Origin of the sequence: Anabaena sp. CCY 9910 (genome assembly GCF_963920875.1) — a bacterium.
Taxonomy (GTDB): Bacteria; Cyanobacteriota; Cyanobacteriia; order Cyanobacteriales; family Nostocaceae; genus Trichormus; species Trichormus variabilis.
Map to the genome: position 1 here is coordinate 45,639 of NZ_CAWUDJ010000027.1, position 24,400 is coordinate 70,038.

The following is a 24,400-nucleotide window of genomic DNA, read 5'->3' on the forward strand; positions in this document are numbered from 1 at the left end:
AAACCATATCAACTTAGGCATTAGCCCTAAAGCAATATATATACTCAAAAAACTCATAACTAATGACCACTTAAGTCAATTTTAAATTTTCACTTTAGCAGTTTGGCGGGCATAAATGTGGTGAAAAGTTTCAGTAGTCTGTTTGGCAAATCTCATAGAGGGGTGGGTGTAGAAATTGCACCAGAACGGGTGAATGTAGTTCAAATACGCAAGCAGCGCCAAGGCTTGAAACTTGAATCTTTAACATCAGTTCCAGTTCCGGAGGGGATTGTCACTGATGGTCAAATCACCGATCCTCCGGCGATGGCGCAATTAATTCAGCAGGCGCTGGCTGAAAGCAAAATCAAAAAAGTATCTCGTGTGGCTACTGGTGTACCCGGACGAGATTCGATTGTCCGCATCATACCCGTACCATCAGAGTTGGATGACAAAGAATTACGGGATATGGTGTTAAACCACGAAGCAGGGTTGTATTTACCCTATCCCCGTGAGGAAGCTGATGTAGATTATCAGAAACTTGGGTACTTTGTGGATGAGGATGGCATTGAAAAGGTACGGGTTCTGTTAGTTGCTACCCGCAAGGAGGTAACAGATACATATATTAGTACTTTTGAGCAGGCAGGCTTACAAATTGGTGTTTTAGAAATTAACAGTTTTGCACTAATTCGGACAATTCGTGATCAACTGCGGCAATTTGGGCCAGAAGAAGCAACGGTACTAGTTGATATAGAGTTCGACAGTACAGAAATTGCGATCATCATTAATGGCGTACCACAATTTTCCCGTACTGTCCCCATTGGCACTTATCAAATGCAAATGGCATTTGCTAGAGCTATGAGTTTGCCCACTTCCAGAGATATGGAAATGTTACAGGGATTGGTGATTCCTGTAAATTCCGTAGAGAGCGATAAAACGGGGATGACGGAAACCGACCCCGGTATTGCTGGCGTATTGCGAATCCTGGGAGAACTAACAGATGAGCTACGCCGTTCTATTGATTTTTACTTAAATCAGAGTGAAAACGTAGAAATAGCCCAGATTTTATTGGGTGGGCCTGGTGGTGGACTAGAACAACTTCATGAGTTTTTTACTCAGCGTTTAAGTATTCCTACCAGTCAAATCGATCCTATAGGGTCTTTGTCCTTGCAAGTTGATGAAGAAAAATATCCCTCTACACAACGTTCTGGCTTAGGAATAGTCCTTGGTTTAGGAATGAGGGAGGTATGATACCAATTCAAAATTAGATCGGATTCCTACGGAAAAGTCAGGTTTTATAAGGATTTCCGGTTTTCAGTCTGTGTCCCTGTTTTGGAGAATTGGTATAAGAGAATGTATGGATTAGATATTAATTTTCTCAAAGACCGCCCAGCTTACCAGTCTAATAACAAGTCCGAGAAAAAACCGGGTATTAAATTGCCATCTGGGAGCTTATTACCAATGTATTTGGGAGTTGGCGTAGGTCTTTGTTTTCCGATATTTGTCGGTGGTGGGTTGTTATTTTTACAAGCGAAAACTGCGGAATTAGAGCAGGCGATCGCTCTATTGGATGAAGAGAGTAAGAAACTGGATGCAGAAATCGCCAGCATTACCAAAATCAAGGAACAGACTGGCGCTGTCAAAGCCGACACCCAAAGTTTGGTGATGGTGTTTGACCAGATTCGTCCTTGGTCAGCAATGTTAGAAGATTTGCGCGATCGCATTCCCGCAAGTGTACAAATTGAAACCGTTAGACAAACGCCACCTACACCCCCAGCCGCAGGACAGCCTGCTGGTAATCCAGCCGGTGGGATAGAAATTACTGGCTTGGCTCGTTCCTTTAACGATGTCAATGACTTCTTATTACTCTTACAACAATCTCGTTTTTTGAAGTCTGCTGACAGCAAAATTATCACAGCCAGCCTAGTAGATGCACCAGTACAAACTGGTGGTGGCAACAGTGCGGGAATTAAACCACCCCAAGTAGTTAAATACACTATTCAATCCAGCCTCAGTGATGTTCCAGCCTCTGAATTAATTCGGGAGTTAGAACAAAAAGGCACTGTCGGACTGGTGACTCGGATTCGAGCTATGCAACAAACAGGAGTCATTACAAGATGACGCTGAGCGAAGATTTAAATTTTGCCGAACAGGCTGCTGATGTAGAAGCGGCCGCATCAAATTATCCCGTTGTCTTTGGTATTAGTTTCACACCTAAAATCATTGGCATTCTCGTAGGTGTAGTGGGTCTAGCTGGTGCTTTGTATATGCTCCTGAATATGGTTATGCCAGCTTGGGATACCTATCAGCAGAAGCAAACTCAAAGTGCCGAATTAGAAGGTCAAGTATTACAAAAGAAAACCACTGTTAAACAAAAGGGCAAAATCACAGAAGAACTAGCCCAAGCTCAACAGCAAAGACAACAGGTGCTAGCTTTATTTGCTGATGAAAAAACTTTAGATACTATGCTGTTGGATCTGAATCGATTAGTAGAAGCAGGCAACGCTAAAACTCCTCTCAATGCGGTGAGAGCTAAACTACAAAAATTTGTGCCAGCTATCCAAAAACCAGAGCCTGTTAATGATGGGTCGCTAGGAACAGCAGTTGACGGTAAGCTGAAACGCTCTAGCGTTAATGTCGAAATTATCGGCACTTATGAACAAACACAATCGATTATTCGTAATATAGAACGCTTACAGCCTTTATTAATAGTTAAAGACTATCAATCAACATTAGCTAATGTACAGGCTACTGATAGGTCAGGCAAACCCACACGCAGGTTAGGCCCAGCACCAATTACCACATCTTTTCAACTGCAAGCATTAATGCCCTTAAGTCCTGAAGAGGCTGCGGCTGCTCAGGCTCCGCCTAAGAAGTAGAGCGGCAGGGAGCAGGGGGCAGGGAGCAGGGGGAGAAATCTTATTCAATACTCTCTACTCAGCAGTTTTTACTTCGATATTTTTAGTTACAAGACTTTATTAGGTGAGGAATGAACTGTGAAACACGTTCATGGTAATGGTTTAGTTTTAGGTGCTGCTGCTTTTGTATTTTTGGCAGCACAGCCTGTGTGGGCGCAAACCACGCAAATTACAGAAGTCAAGCTAAATCCAGGTAATGGTGGACTTAGCGTTGTTTTAAAAACTTCTGCCGGTTCTCGTCCACAAGTTTTTACAACAAAAAGAGGTAAAGCTTTAGTTGCAGATGTTATTAATACGCAACTAAGACTCCCACAAGGTAATAACTTCCGTCAAGATAAACCTGCGGCGGGAATTGCTTCCGTTGAGGTGGTGCAACTAGATGCTAATAGTATCCGCGTCATCGTGACTGGTGATACTGATGCACCAACTAGCCAACCTGTCACCCGTCAACAAGATGGCATCACCCTCAGCTTAACGCCATCATCAGGCACCACAGCATCAGCGCCAGTCACCCCCAGACCACCTGTATCTACAACACCGCCAGCTGCTACCCCAGCGCAAACAGGTGTAGTTCCCAATGTGCTTGTACCTAACCCACAAGTGACAATCGACGGCAAACCAGCCCAGCCTGCTGGCCCTGGTCAACCATTAAGCCAAGCGCCGCCGTTTTTACCTAGAGCCGTTGCTCCTCCTGTGGGTGACATTGCCATTTCTGCGACCGATGCCTCTCCCAGTACGATAGATTTAGGTACACAGGAACGTGTACCTCGTCTGGTGTTGCGGGATGCACCAGTTAGGGAAGTTTTATCATTGCTGGCTCGTGCTGCTAATTTAAACTTGGCTTATATAAGTGATGGAGCCGGTGGGACACCTGCGGCTGGAGGTCAAGGTATCTCCCAAACAATCTCACTAGATATAGAAAATGAGCCAGTACAAGATGTGTTTAACTATGTCTTGCGTCTGAGTGGTTTAGAAGCTAACCGGAGCAATAGAACAATTTTTGTTGGTCCGAAATTACCGAACTCCACCCGTGATGTGGTGATGCGTAACCTGCGACTTAATCAGGTAAATGTGGGAGTTGCTTTAAATTTTTTGGTAGGCTTAGGGGCTGAAACTGCTGTTAGCCGTGAACGTCAAGTTACCAATGTCAATGCTGTACCTGTAGGGACTGGAGTTGCGCCCATCACTCAAACGCAGACAACCACAGAAACTAGAGTCGAAACACAAAGAATTAATTTTCAAGACTCTAGCCCATTACTGAGAGGTTTACAAGCATTGGGAGATGAGAGGACTAATTCTCTCACCTTAATTGGCCCTCCCAAGCTAGTTGAGATGGCAATGAATCAACTCACTCAGCTTGATATTCGCCGTCGTCAAGTGGTAGTTAATGTCAAAATTATTGATGTTAATCTCGTAGGAAATCAAGATTACAATGCTAGCGTTTCTTTTGGTGTTGGAAATAATTACTTTTCTGCTGATGGTGGTGCCGCAACCTTTAATTTTGGTGGTTCAAGGCCGGCCACTAGTACTGAAGTGAGAAATAGTGTGACTAGTACACCTGTGACTGAAAATCCACTGAGCAGCTCAAATATTTTTCTCAACAACCCAGAAAACCCAACACAAGTTACGGGTAGTGCTGGCATTAGCTCTGACCCTACAAGGGCTGGCGTTACACAATACACCCCTGGAACTCCACCATCTGGAAACAGTTCTGGAACTCCGCCCACATACACACTTGAGCTACCAACTCTATACCAGTTTCCTAAGCGTCTTCTAGCTAGCTTGCAAGCTCAAGTTACAAGTGGTAATGCAAAGATATTGACTGATCCAACCCTAATTGTACAAGAGGGTCAAACAGCTAATGTTAAACTTACGCAGGAAGTGGTGGGAAATATAACGAGTGAAACAACTCGTGGTGATGGCACTTCTACACAAACTGTGACAGCAGAGAAAACAGATGTAGGTTTAACCTTAGCGGTCAAAGTTGAGCGAATTGATGACAATGGTTTTGTTTCCTTGTCAGTAGCTCCTGTAGTCAAAGCGCCCCAATCTTCAGCTGTACTCAACGTTTCAGGTAATAGCCAAACAATATTTTTGGTGTCTGAACGCTCTCTTAATTCAGGTATGATTCGTCTGAGAGATGGACAAACGCTTATTCTTTCAGGCATTATTCAAGACCAAGACAGAACAAGTGTTTCTAAAATCCCGATTTTGGGTGATATTCCGCTCATTGGTTCACTGTTTAGAAGCACAAGCAGAACCAATGAACGTAGAGAAGTAATTGTACTTCTCACACCTCAAGTTATGGATGACTCTCAAAACTCTTCTTACGGCTACAACTACAGTCCTAGCCCAGAAGTACGGCAATTGCTTGAGCGCCGTGGTTTAAATACACCTAAGAGGTAAGATAATGTACCAATTCGTAATTTCCAATGCTACCTGGAGCGTTAGCAAATTGGTATTGGTAATATAATTTCAATTTCTAGACTAGCCACAAGCCTTTGCGCTTTGTGGTATCTTTTTTGTCCAGGGGTTGCTAGATACCCGAATTTTTCAAAAAGTCGGGTATCTAAACAGAAAATTTTAGGCAGTAAACGAGTTCATCGGTTGGCTTTCCTTTGAGGAATTCTGCGTTTTTATTCACTTTCTGCAACTCAAAACCAAGCTTTTCTAGGACTTTACGGGAGGCGATATTATATTCGTTGACTGATGCGTGTAGAGAGGGGAGGAGAAAGCGTTTTTGGGTTTGAGCGATCGCCTCTAAACAATAAAGGGTAGCATATCCTTGTCTCTGGAAATCTACGAAGGTCATAAAGCCGATTTCTGCATAGAGGTCATCAAAAATACCTATTTCTACAAGACCTACATACTGATTTCTGGGATTTACCGCCGCCCATTTCAGCCAAATCATGGTTTCATTATCGGGCGATTTTTCTAAGGCAGCAAACCGGAAATTGTGCTGCACTTCTACCTGTGTGGGAATTTGTTCCTCTAGATATTCATACATCCGTGGATCACTGATGTACTGGTAGAGGATTGCGGCGTGTTGTTCTGTAACCTTTTCTAAACGCAAAATGACTTGTTTCTCTTCAAGAATTCAATTTAGACATATTAACGTTTTCGTTAAGTCCACGAATCAGGCGAGATAGTTCACGAATAATATTCACAGCGATTTCGGGAGTCTCTTCAATGGCATCATATAGTTGCTCTTGGGTTAATTCCAAAAATTCGCAAGGTTCTATGGTCGTTACAGAGGCGGAACGGGGTTGAGTATCAAATACTGCCATTTCCCCAAAGTATTTTCCCTGGTCTACTTCTGCTAGTTGTTTATCGCCAATATGAACTTTGACTCTACCAGACACAATAATATATAGCGATCGCCCCTCTTCCCCTTGTCTAAAAATTGTATGATTGGCGGGAAATTGCAATTCGTGCATTACTGAGGTTAGCCGCACAATAAAGTCATCCCGCAATTCTTTAAAAATCGGGACTCGTCGCACAAATAATAAACGGTCAACGCTACTGAGCATAGTTAATGGTCATTGGTTATTCTTCTTTGTTCCCCTCTGCTCCCTGCCCCCTGCCCCCACTCTCTTTTTCAAGCCAGTATAAGCTAAAGATTAATTTAAGCCAGCAGCATAATTACCAGGGAAATTCATAATAAAGAGGAAGGTAAAGGAAAAAGTCCTGATTACCTATGCCCAGAGTAATTAATTTAGCTGCCCAAGAATGTTTTGGAAATGGTGCTTTCGACTCTCAATAGTCTTTGTAGGACTTTGGCTACTCTTGGATTTGAGTTCCCGCTTGGGGGCAGAGATTTTTTGGTTTCAAGAGGTTGGCTATCTGCAAGTATTTCTCCTGCGGCTGGTGAGTCGTGGGGCTTTATGGGTAGTTGCTGTGGGTGTAACTGCTGTTTATCTGTGGGGAAATTTAACTTTGGCGCAACGGCTAAAGTATCCCCGGTCTTTGAAGATTGCGGAGGTTAGGCGAGAAGAAGCAGAGTTGAGTGTGGGTCTGAAAAACTTTCTCAGTCCTCAATATTCTCTGTTAAATGCGCCTAAAATTCATGATGCTGGCCACTTAAAACCTTTGAGGTTGCGTTGGCTGCTACCCTTGACTGTGGTCTTCAGCTTATTGGCAGGGTTAATTTTAGTTCACTATGGAAAAATAGCTCTTGCTTACCGGTATCCAGCTTTTAACAAGAATAGTTTACCGATAATTACTCCATTTCGCTTAGAAACTATCTGGGAACTGGGCAGGCAGGTTTTTTCCCAAGTTTTATATCTGGGTCTCATTGTCGGCGTAGCGATCGCTATTCTTATTTACTCACATTTTTTCCTCAGAGCGATCGCTGTTATTCTCAGTGTTGTGTTTGGGACGATTCTTTTTCACAACTGGGCAAAGGTTTTACAGTATTTCTTCCCTACACCCTTCAACAGTACTGACCCTTTATTTGGGAAAGATATTAGCTTTTATATCTTTTCCTTGCCATTGTGGGAACTGCTAGAACTCTGGTTGATGGGGATGTTTTTGTATGGCTTTATTGCTGTGACTCTTACCTATCTCCTGTCCGCCGACAGCCTCAGTCAGGGAATTTTTCCCGGTTTTTCACCCCAACAGCAACGCCATCTCTACGGTATGGGTGGCCTATTAATGTTGATGGTGGCTTTCAGTTATTGGCTGAGTCGTTATGAGTTAGTTTATTCGCCTCGTGGGGTGAGTTATGGCGCTAGTTACACGGATGTGGTCGTACAGTTACCCATTTATAACATCTTGTGTGTTCTGGGATTAGCGATCGCATTTTACCTGTTGTGGCGGACAATTTTTTGGCGCGCTAAATCTCAGTATCGTCAATTTGTCTTTTACGGATTGGGTGTTTATTTGTTTGTGGTCGTAGCGGCTGGGTCTGTTTTACCTACAGTAGTCCAGTATTTGATTGTTCAACCTAACGAATTACAACGGGAACAACCATACATTCAACGTACAATTGCCTTGACTAGGCAAGCATTTAGTTTAGAAACAATTGATGCTAGAACTTTTAACCCCCAAGGAAATTTAACTACAGCCGCTATCCAAGCTAATGATTTGACGATTCGTAACATTCGTCTGTGGGATAAGCGACCACTGTTAGAAACTAACCGCCAACTGCAACAATTCCGCCCTTACTATCGCTTCCCTGACGCAGATATCGACCGCTACACCTTAGAAGCGGAAGCAGCCGCAAATAGACCAGTAAACCCTAACCAGTCGCCAGCACCATCAGGAATTGCACCAACGGAACGACGACAAGTATTAATTGCTGCCAGGGAACTAGATTACAGTGCAGTCCCAGAGCAGGCGCAAACATGGATCAACCAGCATTTAATTTATACCCACGGTTACGGGTTTACCATGAGTCCGGTCAATACGGCTGGGCCTGGTGGACTACCGGAATATTTTGTAAAAGATATTGCTGGAAGTAATGAAGGCGCACTTTCTACTTCCAGTGAAGCAGTTCGTGACAGCATTCCTATTGGGCAACCCCGAATTTATTATGGTGAAATTACCAATACTTATGTAATGACTGGTACAAAGGTGAGGGAGTTAGACTATCCCAGTGGTAGTGATAATGCGTACAATGCTTATGATGGTCTGGGTGGTGTCATTATAGGCAATGGTTGGCGACGGGGACTATTTGCCATGTATTTAAAAGATTGGCAAATGTTGTTTACGCAGGACTTTTTACCAGAAACAAAGGTATTATTTCGCCGCAATGTCAAGCAGAGAATTCAGGCGATCGCACCTTTTTTAAAATTTGATAGTGACCCCTATTTAGTTGCGGCTGATGGTAGTCCAGCATTTCCAGGGCAGAATAATTACTTGTATTGGATTGTCGATGCTTACACGACGAGCGATCGCTATCCCTACTCAGACCCCGATAATAATGGCATAAATTACATCCGTAACTCTGTCAAAATAGTTATTGATGCTTACAATGGTAGTGTAAAATTTTACATTGCAGATGCGACAGATCCCATCATTGCTACTTGGTCAGCCATATTTCCCCAGATGTTTCAGCCATTGACTGATATGCCAGTTACTCTCCGCAGCCATATCCGCTATCCCTTAGATTACTTTGGCATCCAATCAGAGCGGTTGATGACCTATCACATGACTGATACCCAAGTATTTTACAACCGAGAAGACCAATGGCAAATCCCCAATGAAATTTATGGCAGTGAAAGCCGTCCAGTAGAACCTTATTATTTGATTACTAGTTTACCTACCTTCCCCTTTGAAGAATTTCTTCTCCTGCTACCTTATACCCCCAAACAACGGACTAACTTAATTGCTTGGTTAGCCGCGCGATCGGATGGTGAGAACTACGGTAAATTGTTACTGTATAACTTTCCGAAGGAACGGCTTGTATTCGGGCCAGAGCAAATAGAAGCACGTATTAACCAAGACCCAGTAATTTCCCAGCAAATTTCCTTATGGAATCGTCAGGGTTCGAGGGCAATTCAGGGGAATTTGTTAGTAATTCCCATCGAACAATCTCTGTTATATGTGGAGCCAATTTACCTGGAAGCAACACAAAATAGCTTACCAACTCTAGTGCGGGTAGTCGTAGCTTACGAAAACCGCATTGTCATGGCACAGACCTTGGAACAAGCTTTACAGGCTATCTTTCAGCCAGAAGTCACACCAGCACCAGCAATTATTCGTCCTTTTGAGGAAGTTACTCCACCGGGTTAAGTTGATTTTTCGGCGTTGCTGATTAGTGGGATGATTTTTGTCTCACGCAAAGGCGCAAAGACGCAAAGAATCAATATTATGCTTTGTGCAAAAGTCCCAATTCATCCCGCATTTATGCAACGCCGATTTTTCAAAATGCCAATTCTAAAGAAAACCTTAAGTATATGTACTCATATATCTTTTGAGAGAAGTTAGAGAATATTAACTTTTGTAAAAATAAAATCATTAGCCTCTTTCTACCTAAATCTACAAAATCAGCTCTTTAGAGTCTTCATGCTCATGCAAGGCAAGTTTTTTATGTCACAGGAAGAAAAGGAGAAGCTATTTCACACCCAGTTAGTCAAGTACGGTGTGAGATATGAAAAAGCGGCGAGAGTGGCGAGTATTTTAGCTTCTGGGAAATCTGAGGAGGTTTTTTCCGAAGAAGAAAAACAACTCGTAACCGAAGTGTGTCAACAGTGGCTAATAGGACACAAACGCCATAAGCAGATCGTTTCTTCATTGACAAGAACCAAAAGTTAGTTATCGAAAAATTAGGTTTAAAATCCCGTCATTTGACTACTGACTACTGACTACTGACTACTGACTAATGACTAACTTCACTTCTCGGATGCAGGCGGTACAGTCGCCGATTATTCCTGTGGTTGGGGAATTAATTCAAAATTCGCCAGGGACTATTTCTTTGGGACAGGGTGTGGTTTCTTATAGTCCGCCACCAGAAGCTATTGAGCTTTTGCCGAAATTTTTGGCTGATCCTGCTAATAATTTATATAAAGCGGTGGAGGGTATTCCTCCTTTGTTGAATGCGTTGACAGACAAATTGTCTACGTTCAACAAGATTGAAATCACCACAGATAACTGTATTGTGGTGACGGCGGGAAGCAATATGGCGTTTATGAACGCTATTTTGGCGATTACTTCTCCTGGTGATGAAATTATTCTCAATACGCCTTACTACTTCAACCACGAAATGGCGATCGCAATGGCTGGTTGTCGTGCAGTATTGGTGGAAACCGATGAAAATTACCAACTGCGTCCAGAGGCGATCGCTCAAGCTATTACCCCAAAAACCCGCGCGGTGGTCACAATTTCCCCCAATAATCCGACAGGTGTTGTCTATTGTGAAGATTTGTTACGTAATGTAAATCAAATTTGCGCTAATTGTGGCATCTATCACATTAGTGATGAGGCTTATGAATACTTTACTTACGATGGTGTAAAGCACGTTTCTCCAGCCTCATTTGCTGGGAGTAGTGAGTATACAATTTCCCTTTATAGTCTTTCTAAAGCTTACGGGTTTGCCAGTTGGCGAATTGGCTATATGGTGATTCCCAAACATCTGCTTGTCGCCATTAAAAAAGTCCAAGATACGATTTTGATTTGTCCGCCTGTGGTTTCTCAGTATGCAGCTTTGGGAGCATTGCAAGCAAAACCAGAATATTTACAAGATCATATTCAGGCGATCGCTCAAGTGAGGCAAATAGTATTCGACTACCTCAACCAACTCCAAGGCTTATGTACTATTACTCCCGCCGATGGTGCTTTCTATGTTTTCCTGAAAGTGCATACTCAAATAGATGCTTTTACACTAGTCAAACAACTAATTCAAGAATATAAAGTGGCTGTAATTCCCGGTACAACTTTTGGCATGGAAAATGGTTGTTATCTGCGGGTTGCTTACGGTGCGTTGCAAAAAGATACAGTCCAAGAAGGTATTGAAAGGTTAGTACAAGGATTGAAAACAATTTTATATCCAGAAAAATGAGATAATAATTTTTAGAATCCATCAATCAGCAGTCAGAATCAATAAGACTTTGATATTACAGCTTATACCGTTTCTTGATGTAGCTTGCCTGGCGTAGCCATAGATGCACTTTATTCTGTACTGTAGAGACGTTGCATGCAACGTCTCTACATCATTTATTTGAGGCAGCTTCATATTAATTTGGTGTTAGAGCTTTGAATAAAATTAAAGCTACTATGATTTGCTAATTTTTCAGTCATGCTAAATTGGCACTACTGATTTTTGATTTTTTGCCAATAAATTGGGTATTTAATATTAAATTTGTTATGTCTATATTCAATAAATTCATCGAAATAGAAACAGAACCAGGAATTAATATTTACAACATCACAAACTATCTCAAGGATTTTTTAGCTACTACTGCCATTCAAAATGGGCAAATTTTAGTGTTTTCACAACATACAACTACAGCTTTAGCTATTAATGAAGATGAAGTGAGATTATTAGAAGATATAAAAGTATTCTTGCGGAAAATAGCACCTGAATCAGAACGTTACCTGCACAATGATTTACATTTAAGAGTTGTACCAGAAGATGAACCAATGAATGCTCATTCTCATTTGATGGCAATGATGTTAACAACTAGCGAAGTTGTCCCCGTAATAGAGGGAAAATTAGCTTTAGGAGCTTGGCAATCTGTATTGTTTTTCGATTTAGATGGTCCCCGTAAAAGAAATGTGTTGCTACAAATTTCTGGGGAATAACACCACGGACAAATTATTTAATACATGGGTGAGAAATATACAAGAAAAATAGTACTTAAGTACTGTTTTTAGGGCTGCTGGCGTGGAAATACATGACTTAGCAGCAAAACTTAACACAGATGCAAGTAGATACTATTTTCCACAGGTATCCGCCCTTTGGTAGACTTGAAAACTGAAATGGCTAGAAAAAACGACGGAAAGTCAAGCAGTTGAGAGGGCGACTTCGTGGAAAATACACTTGGATTAGAGATTATTGAGGTAGTTGAGCAAGCCGCGATCGCATCCGCAAAGTGGATGGGTAAAGGCGAAAAGAATACTGCTGACCAAGTAGCAGTAGAAGCAATGCGGGAGCGCATGAACAAAATTTATATGCGCGGTCGCATCGTAATTGGGGAAGGGGAACGGGACGACGCGCCCATGTTGTATATCGGCGAAGAAGTTGGTATCTGTACCCAACCAAATGCTGACCAATTATGTAACCCCGATGAATTAGTAGAAATTGACATCGCTGTTGACCCCTGCGAAGGTACAAACCTCGTAGCTTATGGTCAACCCGGCTCAATGGCGGTTCTGGCTATTTCTGAGAAAGGTGGATTATTCGCTGCGCCTGACTTCTACATGAAGAAATTAGCAGCACCTCCAGCAGCTAAAGGCAAAGTAGACATTAACAAGTCAGCTACGGAAAACCTCAAGATTCTTTCTGAGTGTCTAGACCGTGCTATTGACGAACTTGTAGTAGTCGTCATGAAACGCGATCGCCACCAGGGTTTAATCAAAGAAATCCGCGACGCAGGTGCAAGAGTACAGCTGATTTCTGACGGTGACGTAGGCGCAGCAATATCTTGTGGATTTGCTGGTACTAACATCCATGCGCTCATGGGTATCGGTGCAGCACCTGAAGGTGTCATTTCCGCAGCCGCTATGCGTGCTTTGGGCGGACACTTCCAAGGTCAATTGATCTACGATCCAGAAGTAGTAAAAACAGGCTTAATTGGGGAAAGCAAGGAAGCCAACCTTGAGCGTTTAAGCTCTATGGGTATCAATGACCCTGATAAGGTTTACGACGCTCATGAACTCGCATCCGGAGAAACAGTTCTCTTCGCAGCTTGCGGTATCACCTCTGGTAATCTCATGCAAGGTGTACGCTTCTTCCACGGCGGTGCTAGAACTCAAAGTTTGGTTATTTCCAGCCAGTCACAAACTGCTCGTTTTGTGGACACAATTCACATGGCTGGACAGCCCAAGACTGTGCAACTGCACTAGGTAGGGACTAGGTATTAGGGAGTGGGGAGCAGGGAGTAGGGGGAGCAGGGGGAGCAGAGGGAGCAGAGGGAGCAGGGGAAGCAGGGGGGAAATTTCATCCCCAATCCCCAGTACCCAATCCCCAATCCCCAGCACCCAATCCCCAGTCCCCAATCACCAACCCCCAATCCCCAATCATTAAATAACCCATTACTAATTACCGATAAGAAATGAATATTGCAGTGGTGGGGTTAAGCCATAAAACAGCCCCAGTTGAAATTCGGGAAAAGCTGAGTATTCCAGAACCACAGACAGAAAGTGCGATCGCACAACTTACCAGCTATCCTCATATTGATGAAGTCGCCGTTCTCAGCACCTGTAACCGTCTAGAAATTTACATCGTTGCTGGTGAAACAGATCACGGTATTCGAGAAGTAACTCAGTTTCTTTCCGAACACAGTAAATTGCCAGTGCATTCCCTACGTCAGCACTTATTTGTGTTGCTACATGAAGACGCAGTTATGCACATCATGCGAGTGGCGGCTGGATTGGATAGCCTCGTATTAGGCGAAGGTCAAATTCTGGCTCAGGTGAAAAATACTCACAAACTGGGGCAGCAATATAACGGTATAAAAACAATTTTGAATCGATTATTTAAACAAGCACTAACAGCAGGTAAGCGAGTCCGCACAGAAACTAGCATTGGTACTGGTGCAGTTTCCATCAGTTCCGCAGCTGTGGAGTTAGCGCAGATAAAAGCCGAAAATTTAGCAGCTTGCCGAGTCACAATTCTTGGTGCTGGTAAAATGTCACGGCTGTTAGTACAACACCTTGTTTCTAAAGGTGCTACACAAATCAGTATTGTCAATCGTTCACGAGAACGCGCCCAAGAATTAGCAAAGCAATTTTCAGAACACCCCATTCGCACTCATTTGCTTCCAGAAATGATGACCGTCATTGCTGAAAGCCATTTGGTGTTTACAAGCACCTCTGCAACAGAGCCAATACTTGATCGGGCTAAATTAGAAATGGTTTTAGCACCAAACCAGCCCCTCATGTTATTTGATATTTCCGTACCACGCAACGTCCATACAGACGTGAATGAACTGGCAAACGTCCAGGCTTTCAACGTGGATGATTTAAAGGCGGTGGTAGCCCAAAACTACGAAAGCCGTAGGAAGATGGCTCAAGAGGCGGAACGGCTTTTAGAAGAAGAAATTGAGGCTTTTGATATTTGGTGGCGCAGTTTAGAAACTGTGTCTACAATCAGCAGTCTGCGGAGTAAAATCGAAACCATCCGCGAACAGGAATTAGAGAAAGCCTTGTCAAGATTAGGTTCAGAGTTCGGCGACAAACATCAAGAGGTGATTGAAGCCTTAACAAGAGGTATTGTTAATAAAATTTTACATGACCCGATGGTGCAATTGCGCGCGCAGCAAGATGTTGAAGCCAGAAGGCGTTGTATGCAAACCCTACAAATGTTGTTCAACCTAGATGTGGGTGAGCAGTTTAGTTAATTAGGGGTATAGGGGTTTAGGGGTATGGGGGTTTAGGGGAAAGACTAATATAAATAATTCTTCCCTTACACCCTTACACCCCTACACCCTCACACCCCCACACCCTTCTAAATCTCCTCTGGATTTATACCTCGTTCTTGCAGTCGTGTCATTAAATCTTGATATTTTTGGCGTTCTTGCTCAAGTTGTTGGAGAGCAACTTCTTTAGCTTGGCGTTCTTTTTCAGCGCGTTGATGTTCTTGTATCCTTAATTGCTCAATTTCAACTGGGGTAAGAAACTTTTGTCCATCAGAACGGTATATTTCTAAAGTTTGTGGAGTAAGTTCAAATCTTATTCCTAAACGAGGACTTATGAACCCATGAATCTGGGTAATTTCTTGCAGCCAATCTTCTGAGCGCAAAAAACCTGTTAATTCATTGTCGTCTGGGTCGTAAATATAATATTCTTCAACTCCGTAGCGTTGATAAAATAGGAGTTTATTCGCCATCTCTTTAGGTTTGTTACCAGGAGATAAGATTTCAAATACCACTTGAGGCGGAATGTTATCTTCTTCCCATTGCTTATAGGAACCCCTATCTCCTTTGGGTCTACCAAATGCTACTAAAGTATCAGGTGCTTGCTTAATATTAGGATTACCTGCAACTGGATACCAAAATAAATCTCCGGCTATAAATACATCTGGTTGCGTTGCAAATAAAATTTCTAAATTTTCTTTAATTGTTACTATCCAGCGAAATTGCTTGGTATTATCCGCCATCGGTTGTCCGTCGCTTTCGGGGTAGATGACCTCAGATGCGGTATTGGGAGTAATCACCATAACGCTACACCTCCACTCTTGGTCTTTTTCATAGTTTAGTTGGTGGAGATAATACTTTTCTAATTATTGATGGTATTTTTGTACTATAAATAAATGAGCGATCGCCATAGATAATAATATCGTGTGGCGATCGCTCAAACTTATTGCCTAAAAACTCACAAATACCGTGTTCTAGCTCGGTAATCTAATAGCGCACCCTGACTAACTACTGTGCGTCCATTGCTTTTGTGAGTGGGGATTTGTCCTTTTTGCAGAGCCATATACAGAGAACTTTGATCCATTCCTAAGAATCGAGCAGCTTGGACAAGCGAAGTACCTTGTCTAGCCATACCGCGATTCCTTCTTTTCCGGCGTGACAGAAATCTCAACATAGCAAAATGTAAAGAACAACTTAAGAAAACTCAACTTTTTGCAGAACGAATCGCAAAATTAACATTAATTCAAAAATCACCAAAGCAGAGCTTGCGCTGCATCAGACGAGGGCAGCATCAGTAATTCGATCTAGCTCTAATTAGATTGTGATCGAATTAAGTATAACAAATTATGAAACAAGAGCAATTTCAGACCCTACTGCAATTTTTTAAGGTGTTGGCTGACGAAAGCCGATTAAAGATTCTAGGGATTCTAGCAAATCAGGAATGCAGCGTCGAAGAATTAGCAGCGTTTATGCAGCTCAAAGAGCCAACAGTTTCCCACCATTTGGCGAGACTCAAGGAGCTAAACTTAGTAACAATGCGCCCAGAGGGTAATAGTCGCATATATCAGTTAGATAATGAAGTTTTGCAAAGCATCAGCAAGGAAATTCTTTCTCCAGAAAAGATAGCCTCCCTAATAGAGGACGTAGATACTGAAGCCTGGGAAAGCAAAATCTTAAAAAATTATTTAGAGATAAGCCCAAACAGCACTGAAGGAGCGCAACGGATTAAAGAAATTCCTGCTAGCCGTAAAAAGCGCCTAGTTATCCTCAAGTGGTTGGTAAACAAATTTGAGTTAGGCATCAATTATTCAGAAAATGAAGTGAATAATATTCTCAATCGCTACCATCCCGATTACGCCACTTTACGACGAGAGTTGGTTAGTTACAAATTAATGCAGCGAGAAAACGGGGTTTACTGGCGGTTAACAGAAATGTAGGTCAATATGGGTGAGATTGCAATTACTTAACTAAAGTAACCTATCGTATATCCTGTTAAACAGATCGAAATAGAGAACAGGGGTATTTTGACTATGGCAAATCCGAGTTGTTCGTTGTGGATTTTTGTGGCGCGGCCGGATACATCTTTCCTTTTACAGACAATTCCTCATTTAGTAAAAGTGCATAACTTTCCTTTTGATGAGAAGGTTTTAGCAGTTGATACAGCTCCACTGATGGGAGACAAAGTGACTCGTCCCCACATCGGTACAATGGAAGAACTCCGCGAGTGTACAGAGAAGTTATTACAAGCAGGTGTTGTGGATCGAGTCGTTGATATAAATTACGATGCAAATTACCACAATGAAGTTTATCGAAAACATTTTGGTACACCGATTCGCTTCACTCATAACTATAAAGGTTATCCCATTTTAGGTTCTATATTTAGTATCGAAGAATGTAAAAGTGACTATATGCTGCACTTCGATAGTGATATGTTGATGTTTCAACAACCCAATCACAATTGGATTGCAGAAGCTGTTAAATTAATGGAAGAAAATCCGAAAATGATGTTTGTGCGCCCACTTGCTGGCCCGCCCACAAATCAGCCAAAATCAGAGCCTTTTGATACTTTTAAAACCTTTGGTAGCAGAGTTTATTTAATAGATTGTAAGCGATTTGATAAATTTCTGCCCATCCCTGTGCTTTGGCGTTCATACAACACAAAATGGATGAATGATTTACCAACTTCATTAAAAACTATTCTTAGCAACTTTACAGGTAAAGGTAAGTTAGATTCTTGGGAAATTATGGTAACTCAAAAACTAGAACAGACCGATTATTTCCGAGCTAATTTAACTAACCCTGCCGCTTGGACACTACACCCAAAAGATAGAAGCCAAGCATTTCTTCAAGCTTTACCTAACATGATCGCCAGAATTGAAGCAGGCGATTTTCCTCAGCAGCAAGCCGGGGAGTATGACTTGATTCCCCAAGCTTGGTATTAAGGGTAATTGGGAATGGGTAATGGGTAATGAGTAATGAAAGAAAATTTAATTTGTCCCCAATCCCCAATCCCCAATCCCCAATCCCCAGTCCCCAATTCATAAACTATTTCCCTAAATACGCTTCTAAAACTTGAGAATTTGTTTGGATTTCGGCTGGAGTTCCGTCAGCTAAATTCTGTCCTTCAGCAAGTACCCAAACACGATCGCACAAGGACATGATCACATCCATGTTATGTTCGATAATCAAGAAGGTCATCCCATCTTGACGGTTCCAGGTGAGGATGCGATCGCAAATATCATCAATTAATCTGGGGTTGACTCCGGCTGCTGGTTCATCCAACAAAATCAATTTGGGATTTGTCATCAAAGCCCTACCCATTTCTAACAGTTTGCGCTGTCCCCCAGACAAACAGCCTGCATAATCATAAGCTTTTTTAGCTAAACCCACGGATTCCAGCAAAAACATTGCTTGTTCTTGCAGTTGCTTCTCTTCCTTTGCTACTACCTGGGGTTGTAACTGTACCTGCCAAAAATTCTCCCCTGTTTGCTTTTGGGCGGCTAGCAGCATATTTTCTAACACCGATAGCTTGGAGAGAGTCCGGGCTACCTGAAAAGTCCGTACCATTCCCTGTTGGGCGATTTGGTGCGGTTGTAACTGTTGGATGGGTTCGCCATCAAAAATCACACGTCCTTTATCTGGGCGGATAAAGTTTGAAAGTAGGTTAAATAAGGTAGTTTTGCCAGCACCATTGGGGCCAATCAAGCCAGTGATGCTGCCTTGTGCAACTTCGATTCTCGCTTCTTGAACAGCTTTGATACCGCCAAAACTCTTGCAAAGTCCGCTAGCTGCTAATAGGGGGAGTGGGGGTGACTGGTTATTTACCAAGGGTGAGTTCCTCCTTTTTCCCTAAGATACCTTGAGGCCGCCAAATCATCAGCACCATCAAAATTAAACCAATTACCATGATGCGGAATGCACCTAAACGTGCCTCATCCAGGGGGATAATTTTCGGTAAAACCTCACGAGTAATGGCATCGTAAGCGAAGTAAATTACAGCACCTAAAATTGTGCCGATATTATTACCAGAACCGCCTAAAATTACCATAATCCAGGAGTCAAAAGTTAGCTGGGGTTGGAAGTTATCAGGGTAAATGGCGCTGAGTTGCCAAGCAAAGAAAGCTCCGGCTACACCAGCGATCGCCCCACCCAACATGAGAGACTGGAGTTTATACCAAAAGACATTCTTACCCATCGCTTTAGGTATTTCTTCATCTTCGCGGATAGCTTTTAGCACACGACCCCAAGGCGATCGCACTAAATATTCCAACCGCCAAAATACAAACGCCAATACCAACAGCGACACCAGCATTAAACCGGCTTTGGGGATGTAGTTATAGAGTGTAATCACCCCAGAAATATAAATGGCTGTTGCTAGTAACCCTAAAATAATTCCTACACCGAAACGGGAAGCAATTTCTTGCTTGCTACTTGTTTTATCAGTCGAATTAGTAAGCTGTAATTTTTGGGCGTTCCGAATCCAGCGCCATAAGGAAAACACAGTCACAGCAAACAGCAGCGTTAAAATTCCAATCATCAACAGGCGGAAAAACAAATTTGGCTCTGTGGATAAAGGTATAGGATAACTCTGCACCCCAAAGGCTCCAGATACCCAGGTATCACCTACAGGTAAATCTTGATTATTCACCACTAAGCGAATTAGTTCTCCCGTCCCAATGGTGACAATGGCGAGATAATCTTCCCGTAGACGCAAAGTAGCAAAACCAATCACCAATCCCAACAAAGCGGCGAAAATTGCCCCAAAAATAGCTGAAATAAATAACGGCACACCCTTGAGGCTTAACAATACAGTAGTGTAAGCTCCCAAAGTCATAAAAGCGATATGACCAAAGTTAATTAGCCCCGTAAAACCCCACTGTAAATTCAGTCCCAAGCTAAACAGGGCAAATGTTGCCGTAGAAATTGCTAAAAAAATTAAATATTCAATCATTAGTCAATAGTCAATAGTCATTGGTCAATAGTCAATAGTCATTCTTCTTTACTTCCCCTGCTTCCTCTGCTCCCCTGCTTCCTCTGCTTCCTCTGCTCCCCTGCTTCCCCTGCTTCCTCTGCTCCCTCTGCTCCCCTGCCCCCCTACCTCTTCACGGTTCCCGACATTCTATCTCGACCCGACTGACTTATTGCCGTTCGCCCTGGGTCATTTTTGGGAACAATACCTTAGTGTTTTGGGTAATGCCAAGAATGTATGAACTTACTGAGAATTAGAATCCATCACTTAATTGAGCAGTTAAGCGATGAAGAACTGGAAAACGTTTGGCTGGATATGCACGCTTTGCATTGTGACTTTTATATGTTAAAAGCCATACAACAAGTCAAGCGATCGCAGCAACCGTGGGATATTTTAACTCAGGAAGAAGCAATACGGATGTTGATGTTTGTATAAAGGTTGGGGACTGGGGATTGGGGACTGGGGACTGGGGATGGAATTTACCCCCTACTTCCTCTGCTCCCCCTGCTCCCCCTGCTTCCCCTAACTCCCCCATCTCTCTCAAGGTGACTTCAGTGAGTCTGGAAATGCGTTACGCTAGGTCGTTTTTAGTAGACCTGAAAAGTTTAGAGCCTGCTGCCTATCAGCGAGTTTATGATTTTATTTTTTCTGATTTTGCCCAAAAGTTGTCTTTGCATGGACTTCCAGAATTGAGACAACTAGATGATGAAGGTATATTTCATCGGTTTACGATAGATAATTATTTAGTTGGTATAGAAATTAGGGGTGAAATTGTAAAATTTCTCCGAGTCATACCTATGCCGGATGTTTGAGGTGAAGAAATTTTCAACACTTAAAACTGTATAAGACTAAGCAGGGATGGCTCTAACCTTACATTACACTTGTTTTTGAAGGACACTTTACTAGAGATTTCCCTATGGATGCGAAGGCACTTTGGCAACGATACCAAGAATGGTTATATTTCCACGAGGGATTAGGACTGTATCTAGATGTCAGTCGGATGCGTTTTGATGATGCCTTCGTGAAGTCGTTGCTGCCGAAATTTGACAAAGCATTTGCGGATATGGCGGAATTAGAAAAGGGTGCGATCGCCAATCCTGATGAGAACCGCATGGTGGGACACTATTGGCTGCGGAACCCAGACTTAGCGCCAACACCAGAAATTACACAAGAAGTTGTTCAAACCCTAGAACAAATTGAAGCTTTTGCGGAAAAAATCCAAACAGGTGCTATTCATCCGCCCAAAGCCAACCGTTTTACAGATATTATTTCCATTGGGATTGGTGGTTCTGCCCTCGGCCCCCAGTTTGTCGCTGAAGCCCTCGCCCCTGAATTTCCACCCCTAAAAATTCACTTTATCGACAATACCGACCCCGCCGGTATTGACAGAATTCTCACGCACCTGCGGAATAATCTTGCCAGCACCTTGGTTTTAGTCATCTCCAAATCTGGAGGTACACCAGAACCCCGCAACGGCATGATAGAAGTCAAAAAAGCCTACGCCGGACAAAATTTAGATTTTGCCCAATATGCAGTAGCTATTACTAGTACTGGTAGCAACCTAGACAAAGTAGCCCAAGGGGAAGGCTGGCTAGCAACATTTCCCATGTATGATTGGGTGGGTGGACGTACCTCGGAAATGTCCTCTGTAGGGCTAGTTCCTGCGGCATTACAGGGCATTGATGTCCGTGCCATGCTAGAAGGTGCAAAAGAAATGGACGACGCTACTCGCGTCCCAGAAGTGAAAAATAATCCTGCGGCTTTACTGGCTTTGTCTTGGTACTACTCTGGTAACGGCAAGGGTGAAAAAGACATGGTTGTTTTACCCTATAAAGACAGCTTGCTGTTATTTAGCCGTTATTTGCAACAGCTAGTCATGGAATCTTTGGGTAAAGAAAAAGACCTAGACGGTAATACTGTTTATCAGGGTATCGCTGTTTATGGTAATAAAGGCTCAACAGACCAACACGCTTACGTCCAGCAGTTACGCGAAGGTGTACCGAATTTCTTTGCTACCTTAATCGAAGTTTTGGAAGACCGTAACGGCGCATCCCCAGAAATAGACCCCGGTGTAACATCGGGTGATTATCTGTCTGGTTTTCTGTTAGGAACCCGCCAAGCTTTGTATGAAAATCAACGCGATTCCATTACAGTAACGATTCCCCAAGTTAACGCCCGTACTGTTGGGGCGTTAATTGCTTTGTATGAACGTACTGTTGGTTTATATGCGAGTTTGGTCAATATTAACGCCTACCATCAACCAGGGGTAGAAGCTGGTAAGAAAGCTGCTGCTGTCATTCTGGATCTACAAACAAAAGTAGTAGGATTACTCCAAAAGGAAAAAACCGCCCTTTCTTTAGAGCAAATTGCTGAGAAAATAGGCGCAGCCGACCAAGTTGAAGCAATTTACAAGATTTTACGCCACCTTCAAGCAAATCAACGCGGTGTTGTCTTCCAGGGAAATTTGGGACAACCAAGCAGTTTGAAAGTGTCTATTAGCTGATAACTTTCATTGAAATCCTCAACCCTCTAGGGTTGGGGATTTGGTAATGGGGAATGGGGAATACATGATGTAGAGACGTTGCATGCAACGTCTCTACAGTCCAGAATAAAGCACAAAGAAACGCTATCAGTCCCCAATCCCCAGTCCCCAATCCCCAGTCCCCAATCCCCAATCCCCTACCTCATATCGTACCCAAACAAATTAGGGTCAACTTCCCCTAATTGCAAGTCGGCTAAACCATATTCAGCCCATCGTCTTTCTACCATCGCCGCTACATCTGCATCAGATTCTAAAGGTGCGCCCCATTCATGGTCTGTTTCTGGGGGAATCTTGGTAGTTGCGTCAATTCCCATCCGTCCACCTAACCCAATTTTTTCACTGGCAAAATCTAAGGTGTCAAATGGTGTATTGGGGAGAATAAATACATCTCGTGTGGGGTCAACTTTAGAACTAATTGCCCATACTACTTGACGGGGGTCACGAATATTTATGTCTTTATCGACAACAATAACGAATTTGGTGTAGGTGAATTGGGGTAAAGCACTCCAAAAAGCTAAAGCTGCCCTTCTTGCTTGTCCGGGGTATGCTTTATCAATGGAAATAATTGCCGCTTTGTAACTCAAGGCTTCCATTGGCAGGAAGAAATCGACAATTTCTGATACCTGTTGCCGTAGAATTGGAGTATAAATGCGATTGAGTGCGATCGCCATCATCGCTTCTTCTTTCGGTGGACGACCGCTAAATGTGGTTAAATATATCGGATCTTTGCGGTGCGTCATGCACTGGAAGCGAATTAAGGGAGAATCTTCCACACCACCGTAATAGCCCATGTGGTCGCCAAAGGGGCCGTCTGGTAACACTTCCCCCGGTGTAATGGTTCCTTCTAGGACAAATTCAGAATCTGCGGGAACTTCTAAATCTACAGTTTTACATTTGGCTAACTGCACACCAGAACCGCCATATAGTCCAGCAAATAGCCATTCAGATAAATCTACAGGAATGGGTGTGGCGGCTGCCATGATAATTAAAGGATCTACACCAAGGGCGATCGCAATCTCTAATTTCTTACCACGTTCGGCAGCTTTGCGTAAATGTCTCGCCCCACCCCGCACTGATAGCCAGTGTACGGTCATCGTATTCTTAGATTGCAGTTGTAAGCGATATACACCTACGTTTGGTGTACCTGTCTCACAATCCTTGGTAATTACTAGTCCCAAGGTAATAATCTTGCCAGCATCCCCAGAATAAGGACGTATTAAAGGTAACGTATTTAAATCTAGATCATCACCTTGAACTACCACTTGCTGACAAGCCGGAAAAAAGTCTCGTCCCGGTTTCGCTTTCAACACATCAAACAGCACTTTACCAAAATCTATCGCCTGAGAAATTTTCTTAGGGGGTTTTGGTTGTTGCAACATACTCAGTTTTTTACCCAGAGTCTCTAATTCTTGGGGATGCTGCATATTCATTGCCCAGCATATCCTCTCCACCGTTCCCATCAAATTGACAGCAACGGGGAAGGATGCGCCTTTGACATTTTCAAACAATAAGCCCGGCCCACCTTTTTGCAGCATTCGGTTAGAAATTTCTGCAATTTCTAAATTTGGGTCAACTAAGGCGGAAATTCGCTGTAATTGTCCTCTTTCTTCTAAAATCTTAATGAATCCTCGTAAATCTCTGGCCATAGTAAAACTAAATAATTAAGAAGTGTGAAGCGCCTTCTTATATTATTAGCCATTGCTGCCCTGTTGTATGGAAAATGGGAATTGGGGACTGGGGATTGGGGATTAGTTTACACTGCATTCAGCAACGCCAACCTCAAATCATCCCTCTATTGTGCAACGCCGAAAATTAAAGTGAGAGCGATCGCTAAGATGGTAAAAGATAGGACTTCCGCAGTGTTACTAATTTTCTGGCTTTTTTGTCAATAGTCCATAGTCAATGGTCAAAATCAAGGTTTTTGGACTATGGACTGTGGACTATTGACCGCCCTCAGAAGGGTTTTTTGGTTCAATGC

At 42.9% G+C, this 24,400-nt stretch carries 23 protein-coding genes; 16 read left to right on the forward strand and 7 right to left on the reverse strand.

The window, feature by feature from the left end; genetic code table 11:
- The first annotated feature begins 117 nt into the window (after positions 1-117).
- The 4 genes from pilM to ACM5QX_RS19065 all read left to right on the forward strand — a co-directional run bounded on the left by pilM (position 118) and on the right by ACM5QX_RS19065 (position 5,300).
- Positions 118-1,227 (forward strand): type IV pilus assembly protein PilM, encoded by a 1,110-nt coding sequence (gene pilM, locus ACM5QX_RS19050; protein WP_011320390.1) that lies wholly within the window; start codon positions 118-120, stop codon positions 1,225-1,227.
- A 102-nt stretch (positions 1,228-1,329) separates the two neighbouring features.
- The gene (locus ACM5QX_RS19055) at positions 1,330-2,097 is read left to right on the forward strand and encodes a PilN domain-containing protein (protein WP_414754949.1); all 768 of its coding nucleotides are present in this window, start codon (positions 1,330-1,332) and stop codon (positions 2,095-2,097) included.
- Positions 2,094-2,855, forward strand: a complete 762-nt coding sequence (locus tag ACM5QX_RS19060; RefSeq protein ID WP_011320392.1) for a pilus assembly protein PilO — start codon at positions 2,094-2,096, stop codon at positions 2,853-2,855. Before ACM5QX_RS19055 ends, ACM5QX_RS19060 begins: the two co-directional genes overlap by 4 nt.
- A 117-nt stretch (positions 2,856-2,972) precedes the next feature.
- Positions 2,973-5,300: an AMIN domain-containing protein gene (locus ACM5QX_RS19065; protein ID WP_414754950.1), complete on the forward strand. Its 2,328-nt coding sequence runs from the start codon at positions 2,973-2,975 to the stop codon at positions 5,298-5,300.
- Positions 5,301-5,463: 163 nt separating this feature from the next.
- Here ACM5QX_RS19065 and ACM5QX_RS19070 read toward each other — a convergent pair whose 3' ends face one another.
- Complete coding sequence (locus ACM5QX_RS19070; RefSeq protein WP_414754951.1) at positions 5,464-5,967, reverse strand: GNAT family N-acetyltransferase; 504 nt, start codon at positions 5,965-5,967, stop codon at positions 5,464-5,466.
- A gap of 16 nt (positions 5,968-5,983) precedes the next feature.
- The gene (locus tag ACM5QX_RS19075; RefSeq protein WP_414754952.1) at positions 5,984-6,424 is read right to left on the reverse strand and encodes a cyclic nucleotide-binding domain-containing protein; all 441 of its coding nucleotides are present in this window, start codon (positions 6,422-6,424) and stop codon (positions 5,984-5,986) included.
- A 199-nt stretch (positions 6,425-6,623) separates the two neighbouring features.
- Here ACM5QX_RS19075 and ACM5QX_RS19080 point away from each other — a divergent pair, with 199 nt between their 5' ends.
- The 6 genes from ACM5QX_RS19080 (at position 6,624) to ACM5QX_RS19105 (ending at position 14,896) form a co-directional block, all read left to right on the forward strand.
- The gene (locus tag ACM5QX_RS19080) at positions 6,624-9,629 is read left to right on the forward strand and encodes a UPF0182 family protein (RefSeq protein WP_414754953.1); all 3,006 of its coding nucleotides are present in this window, start codon (positions 6,624-6,626) and stop codon (positions 9,627-9,629) included.
- Between the two features lie 297 nt (positions 9,630-9,926).
- The gene (locus tag ACM5QX_RS19085) at positions 9,927-10,151 is read left to right on the forward strand and encodes a hypothetical protein (RefSeq protein WP_414754954.1); all 225 of its coding nucleotides are present in this window, start codon (positions 9,927-9,929) and stop codon (positions 10,149-10,151) included.
- Between the two features lie 67 nt (positions 10,152-10,218).
- Complete coding sequence (locus ACM5QX_RS19090) at positions 10,219-11,394, forward strand: pyridoxal phosphate-dependent aminotransferase (RefSeq protein ID WP_414754955.1); 1,176 nt, start codon at positions 10,219-10,221, stop codon at positions 11,392-11,394.
- A 305-nt stretch (positions 11,395-11,699) separates the two neighbouring features.
- Positions 11,700-12,137, forward strand: coding sequence for a secondary thiamine-phosphate synthase enzyme YjbQ (locus tag ACM5QX_RS19095; RefSeq protein ID WP_414754956.1), 438 nt, complete (start codon positions 11,700-11,702; stop codon positions 12,135-12,137).
- Between the two features lie 225 nt (positions 12,138-12,362).
- On the forward strand, positions 12,363-13,400 hold the full coding sequence (glpX, locus tag ACM5QX_RS19100; protein ID WP_011320399.1) for a class II fructose-bisphosphatase: 1,038 nt from the start codon (positions 12,363-12,365) through the stop codon (positions 13,398-13,400).
- Positions 13,401-13,609: 209 nt separating this feature from the next.
- Positions 13,610-14,896, forward strand: a complete 1,287-nt coding sequence (locus tag ACM5QX_RS19105; protein WP_414754957.1) for a glutamyl-tRNA reductase — start codon at positions 13,610-13,612, stop codon at positions 14,894-14,896.
- A gap of 107 nt (positions 14,897-15,003) precedes the next feature.
- Here ACM5QX_RS19105 and ACM5QX_RS19110 read toward each other — a convergent pair whose 3' ends face one another.
- Complete coding sequence (locus tag ACM5QX_RS19110; protein ID WP_414754958.1) at positions 15,004-15,714, reverse strand: Uma2 family endonuclease; 711 nt, start codon at positions 15,712-15,714, stop codon at positions 15,004-15,006.
- A 155-nt stretch (positions 15,715-15,869) separates the two neighbouring features.
- Complete coding sequence (locus tag ACM5QX_RS19115; protein WP_011320402.1) at positions 15,870-16,043, reverse strand: DNA-binding protein; 174 nt, start codon at positions 16,041-16,043, stop codon at positions 15,870-15,872.
- Between the two features lie 214 nt (positions 16,044-16,257).
- Here ACM5QX_RS19115 and ACM5QX_RS19120 point away from each other — a divergent pair, with 214 nt between their 5' ends.
- A complete protein-coding gene (locus ACM5QX_RS19120; protein WP_011320403.1) occupies positions 16,258-16,848 on the forward strand; it encodes a metalloregulator ArsR/SmtB family transcription factor in 591 nt (196 codons plus the stop codon).
- 93 nt (positions 16,849-16,941) lie between these two features.
- Entirely contained in the window at positions 16,942-17,853 is a 912-nt protein-coding gene (locus ACM5QX_RS19125; protein ID WP_011320404.1) for a hypothetical protein, read from the forward strand.
- Between the two features lie 103 nt (positions 17,854-17,956).
- On the opposite strand, the gene ACM5QX_RS19130 is transcribed toward ACM5QX_RS19125, so the two are convergent.
- Entirely contained in the window at positions 17,957-18,739 is a 783-nt protein-coding gene (locus ACM5QX_RS19130) for an ABC transporter ATP-binding protein (protein WP_011320405.1), read from the reverse strand.
- Positions 18,729-19,862 (reverse strand): branched-chain amino acid ABC transporter permease, encoded by a 1,134-nt coding sequence (locus ACM5QX_RS19135; protein ID WP_414754959.1) that lies wholly within the window; start codon positions 19,860-19,862, stop codon positions 18,729-18,731. Before ACM5QX_RS19135 ends, ACM5QX_RS19130 begins: the two co-directional genes overlap by 11 nt.
- A gap of 255 nt (positions 19,863-20,117) precedes the next feature.
- Between ACM5QX_RS19135 and ACM5QX_RS19140 the strand changes: the two genes are divergently transcribed.
- The 3 genes from ACM5QX_RS19140 to ACM5QX_RS19150 all read left to right on the forward strand — a co-directional run bounded on the left by ACM5QX_RS19140 (position 20,118) and on the right by ACM5QX_RS19150 (position 22,383).
- Entirely contained in the window at positions 20,118-20,315 is a 198-nt protein-coding gene (locus tag ACM5QX_RS19140) for a hypothetical protein (protein WP_010995222.1), read from the forward strand.
- 119 nt (positions 20,316-20,434) lie between these two features.
- Positions 20,435-20,692, forward strand: a complete 258-nt coding sequence (locus tag ACM5QX_RS19145) for a hypothetical protein (protein WP_044520806.1) — start codon at positions 20,435-20,437, stop codon at positions 20,690-20,692.
- Between the two features lie 104 nt (positions 20,693-20,796).
- Complete coding sequence (locus ACM5QX_RS19150) at positions 20,797-22,383, forward strand: glucose-6-phosphate isomerase (RefSeq protein ID WP_414754960.1); 1,587 nt, start codon at positions 20,797-20,799, stop codon at positions 22,381-22,383.
- Between the two features lie 176 nt (positions 22,384-22,559).
- Here ACM5QX_RS19150 and ACM5QX_RS19155 read toward each other — a convergent pair whose 3' ends face one another.
- Positions 22,560-24,068 (reverse strand): UbiD family decarboxylase, encoded by a 1,509-nt coding sequence (locus ACM5QX_RS19155; RefSeq protein WP_414754962.1) that lies wholly within the window; start codon positions 24,066-24,068, stop codon positions 22,560-22,562.
- A 24-nt stretch (positions 24,069-24,092) separates the two neighbouring features.
- On the opposite strand from ACM5QX_RS19155, the gene ACM5QX_RS19160 reads away from it, so the two are divergent.
- Positions 24,093-24,314: a hypothetical protein gene (locus ACM5QX_RS19160; RefSeq protein WP_414754963.1), complete on the forward strand. Its 222-nt coding sequence runs from the start codon at positions 24,093-24,095 to the stop codon at positions 24,312-24,314.
- Positions 24,315-24,400: the final 86 nt, after the last annotated feature.

Bases quoted from the DNA above. Each gene is read 5' to 3' on its own strand.
- ACM5QX_RS19055 (WP_414754949.1), top strand. From the start codon at position 1,330: ATGTATGGATTAGATATTAATTTTCTCAAAGACCGCCCAGCTTACCAG.
- ACM5QX_RS19060 (WP_011320392.1), top strand. From the start codon at position 2,094: ATGACGCTGAGCGAAGATTTAAATTTTGCCGAACAGGCTGCTGATGTA.
- ACM5QX_RS19075 (WP_414754952.1), bottom strand. From the start codon at position 6,424: ATGCTCAGTAGCGTTGACCGTTTATTATTTGTGCGACGAGTCCCGATT.
- ACM5QX_RS19080 (WP_414754953.1), top strand. From the start codon at position 6,624: ATGTTTTGGAAATGGTGCTTTCGACTCTCAATAGTCTTTGTAGGACTT.
- ACM5QX_RS19085 (WP_414754954.1), top strand. From the start codon at position 9,927: ATGTCACAGGAAGAAAAGGAGAAGCTATTTCACACCCAGTTAGTCAAG.
- ACM5QX_RS19090 (WP_414754955.1), top strand. From the start codon at position 10,219: ATGACTAACTTCACTTCTCGGATGCAGGCGGTACAGTCGCCGATTATT.
- ACM5QX_RS19095 (WP_414754956.1), top strand. From the start codon at position 11,700: ATGTCTATATTCAATAAATTCATCGAAATAGAAACAGAACCAGGAATT.
- ACM5QX_RS19105 (WP_414754957.1), top strand. From the start codon at position 13,610: ATGAATATTGCAGTGGTGGGGTTAAGCCATAAAACAGCCCCAGTTGAA.
- ACM5QX_RS19110 (WP_414754958.1), bottom strand. From the start codon at position 15,714: ATGGTGATTACTCCCAATACCGCATCTGAGGTCATCTACCCCGAAAGC.
- ACM5QX_RS19115 (WP_011320402.1), bottom strand. From the start codon at position 16,043: ATGGCTAGACAAGGTACTTCGCTTGTCCAAGCTGCTCGATTCTTAGGA.
- ACM5QX_RS19120 (WP_011320403.1), top strand. From the start codon at position 16,258: ATGAAACAAGAGCAATTTCAGACCCTACTGCAATTTTTTAAGGTGTTG.
- ACM5QX_RS19125 (WP_011320404.1), top strand. From the start codon at position 16,942: ATGGCAAATCCGAGTTGTTCGTTGTGGATTTTTGTGGCGCGGCCGGAT.
- ACM5QX_RS19135 (WP_414754959.1), bottom strand. From the start codon at position 19,862: ATGATTGAATATTTAATTTTTTTAGCAATTTCTACGGCAACATTTGCC.
- ACM5QX_RS19140 (WP_010995222.1), top strand. From the start codon at position 20,118: ATGAACTTACTGAGAATTAGAATCCATCACTTAATTGAGCAGTTAAGC.
- ACM5QX_RS19150 (WP_414754960.1), top strand. From the start codon at position 20,797: ATGGATGCGAAGGCACTTTGGCAACGATACCAAGAATGGTTATATTTC.
- ACM5QX_RS19155 (WP_414754962.1), bottom strand. From the start codon at position 24,068: ATGGCCAGAGATTTACGAGGATTCATTAAGATTTTAGAAGAAAGAGGA.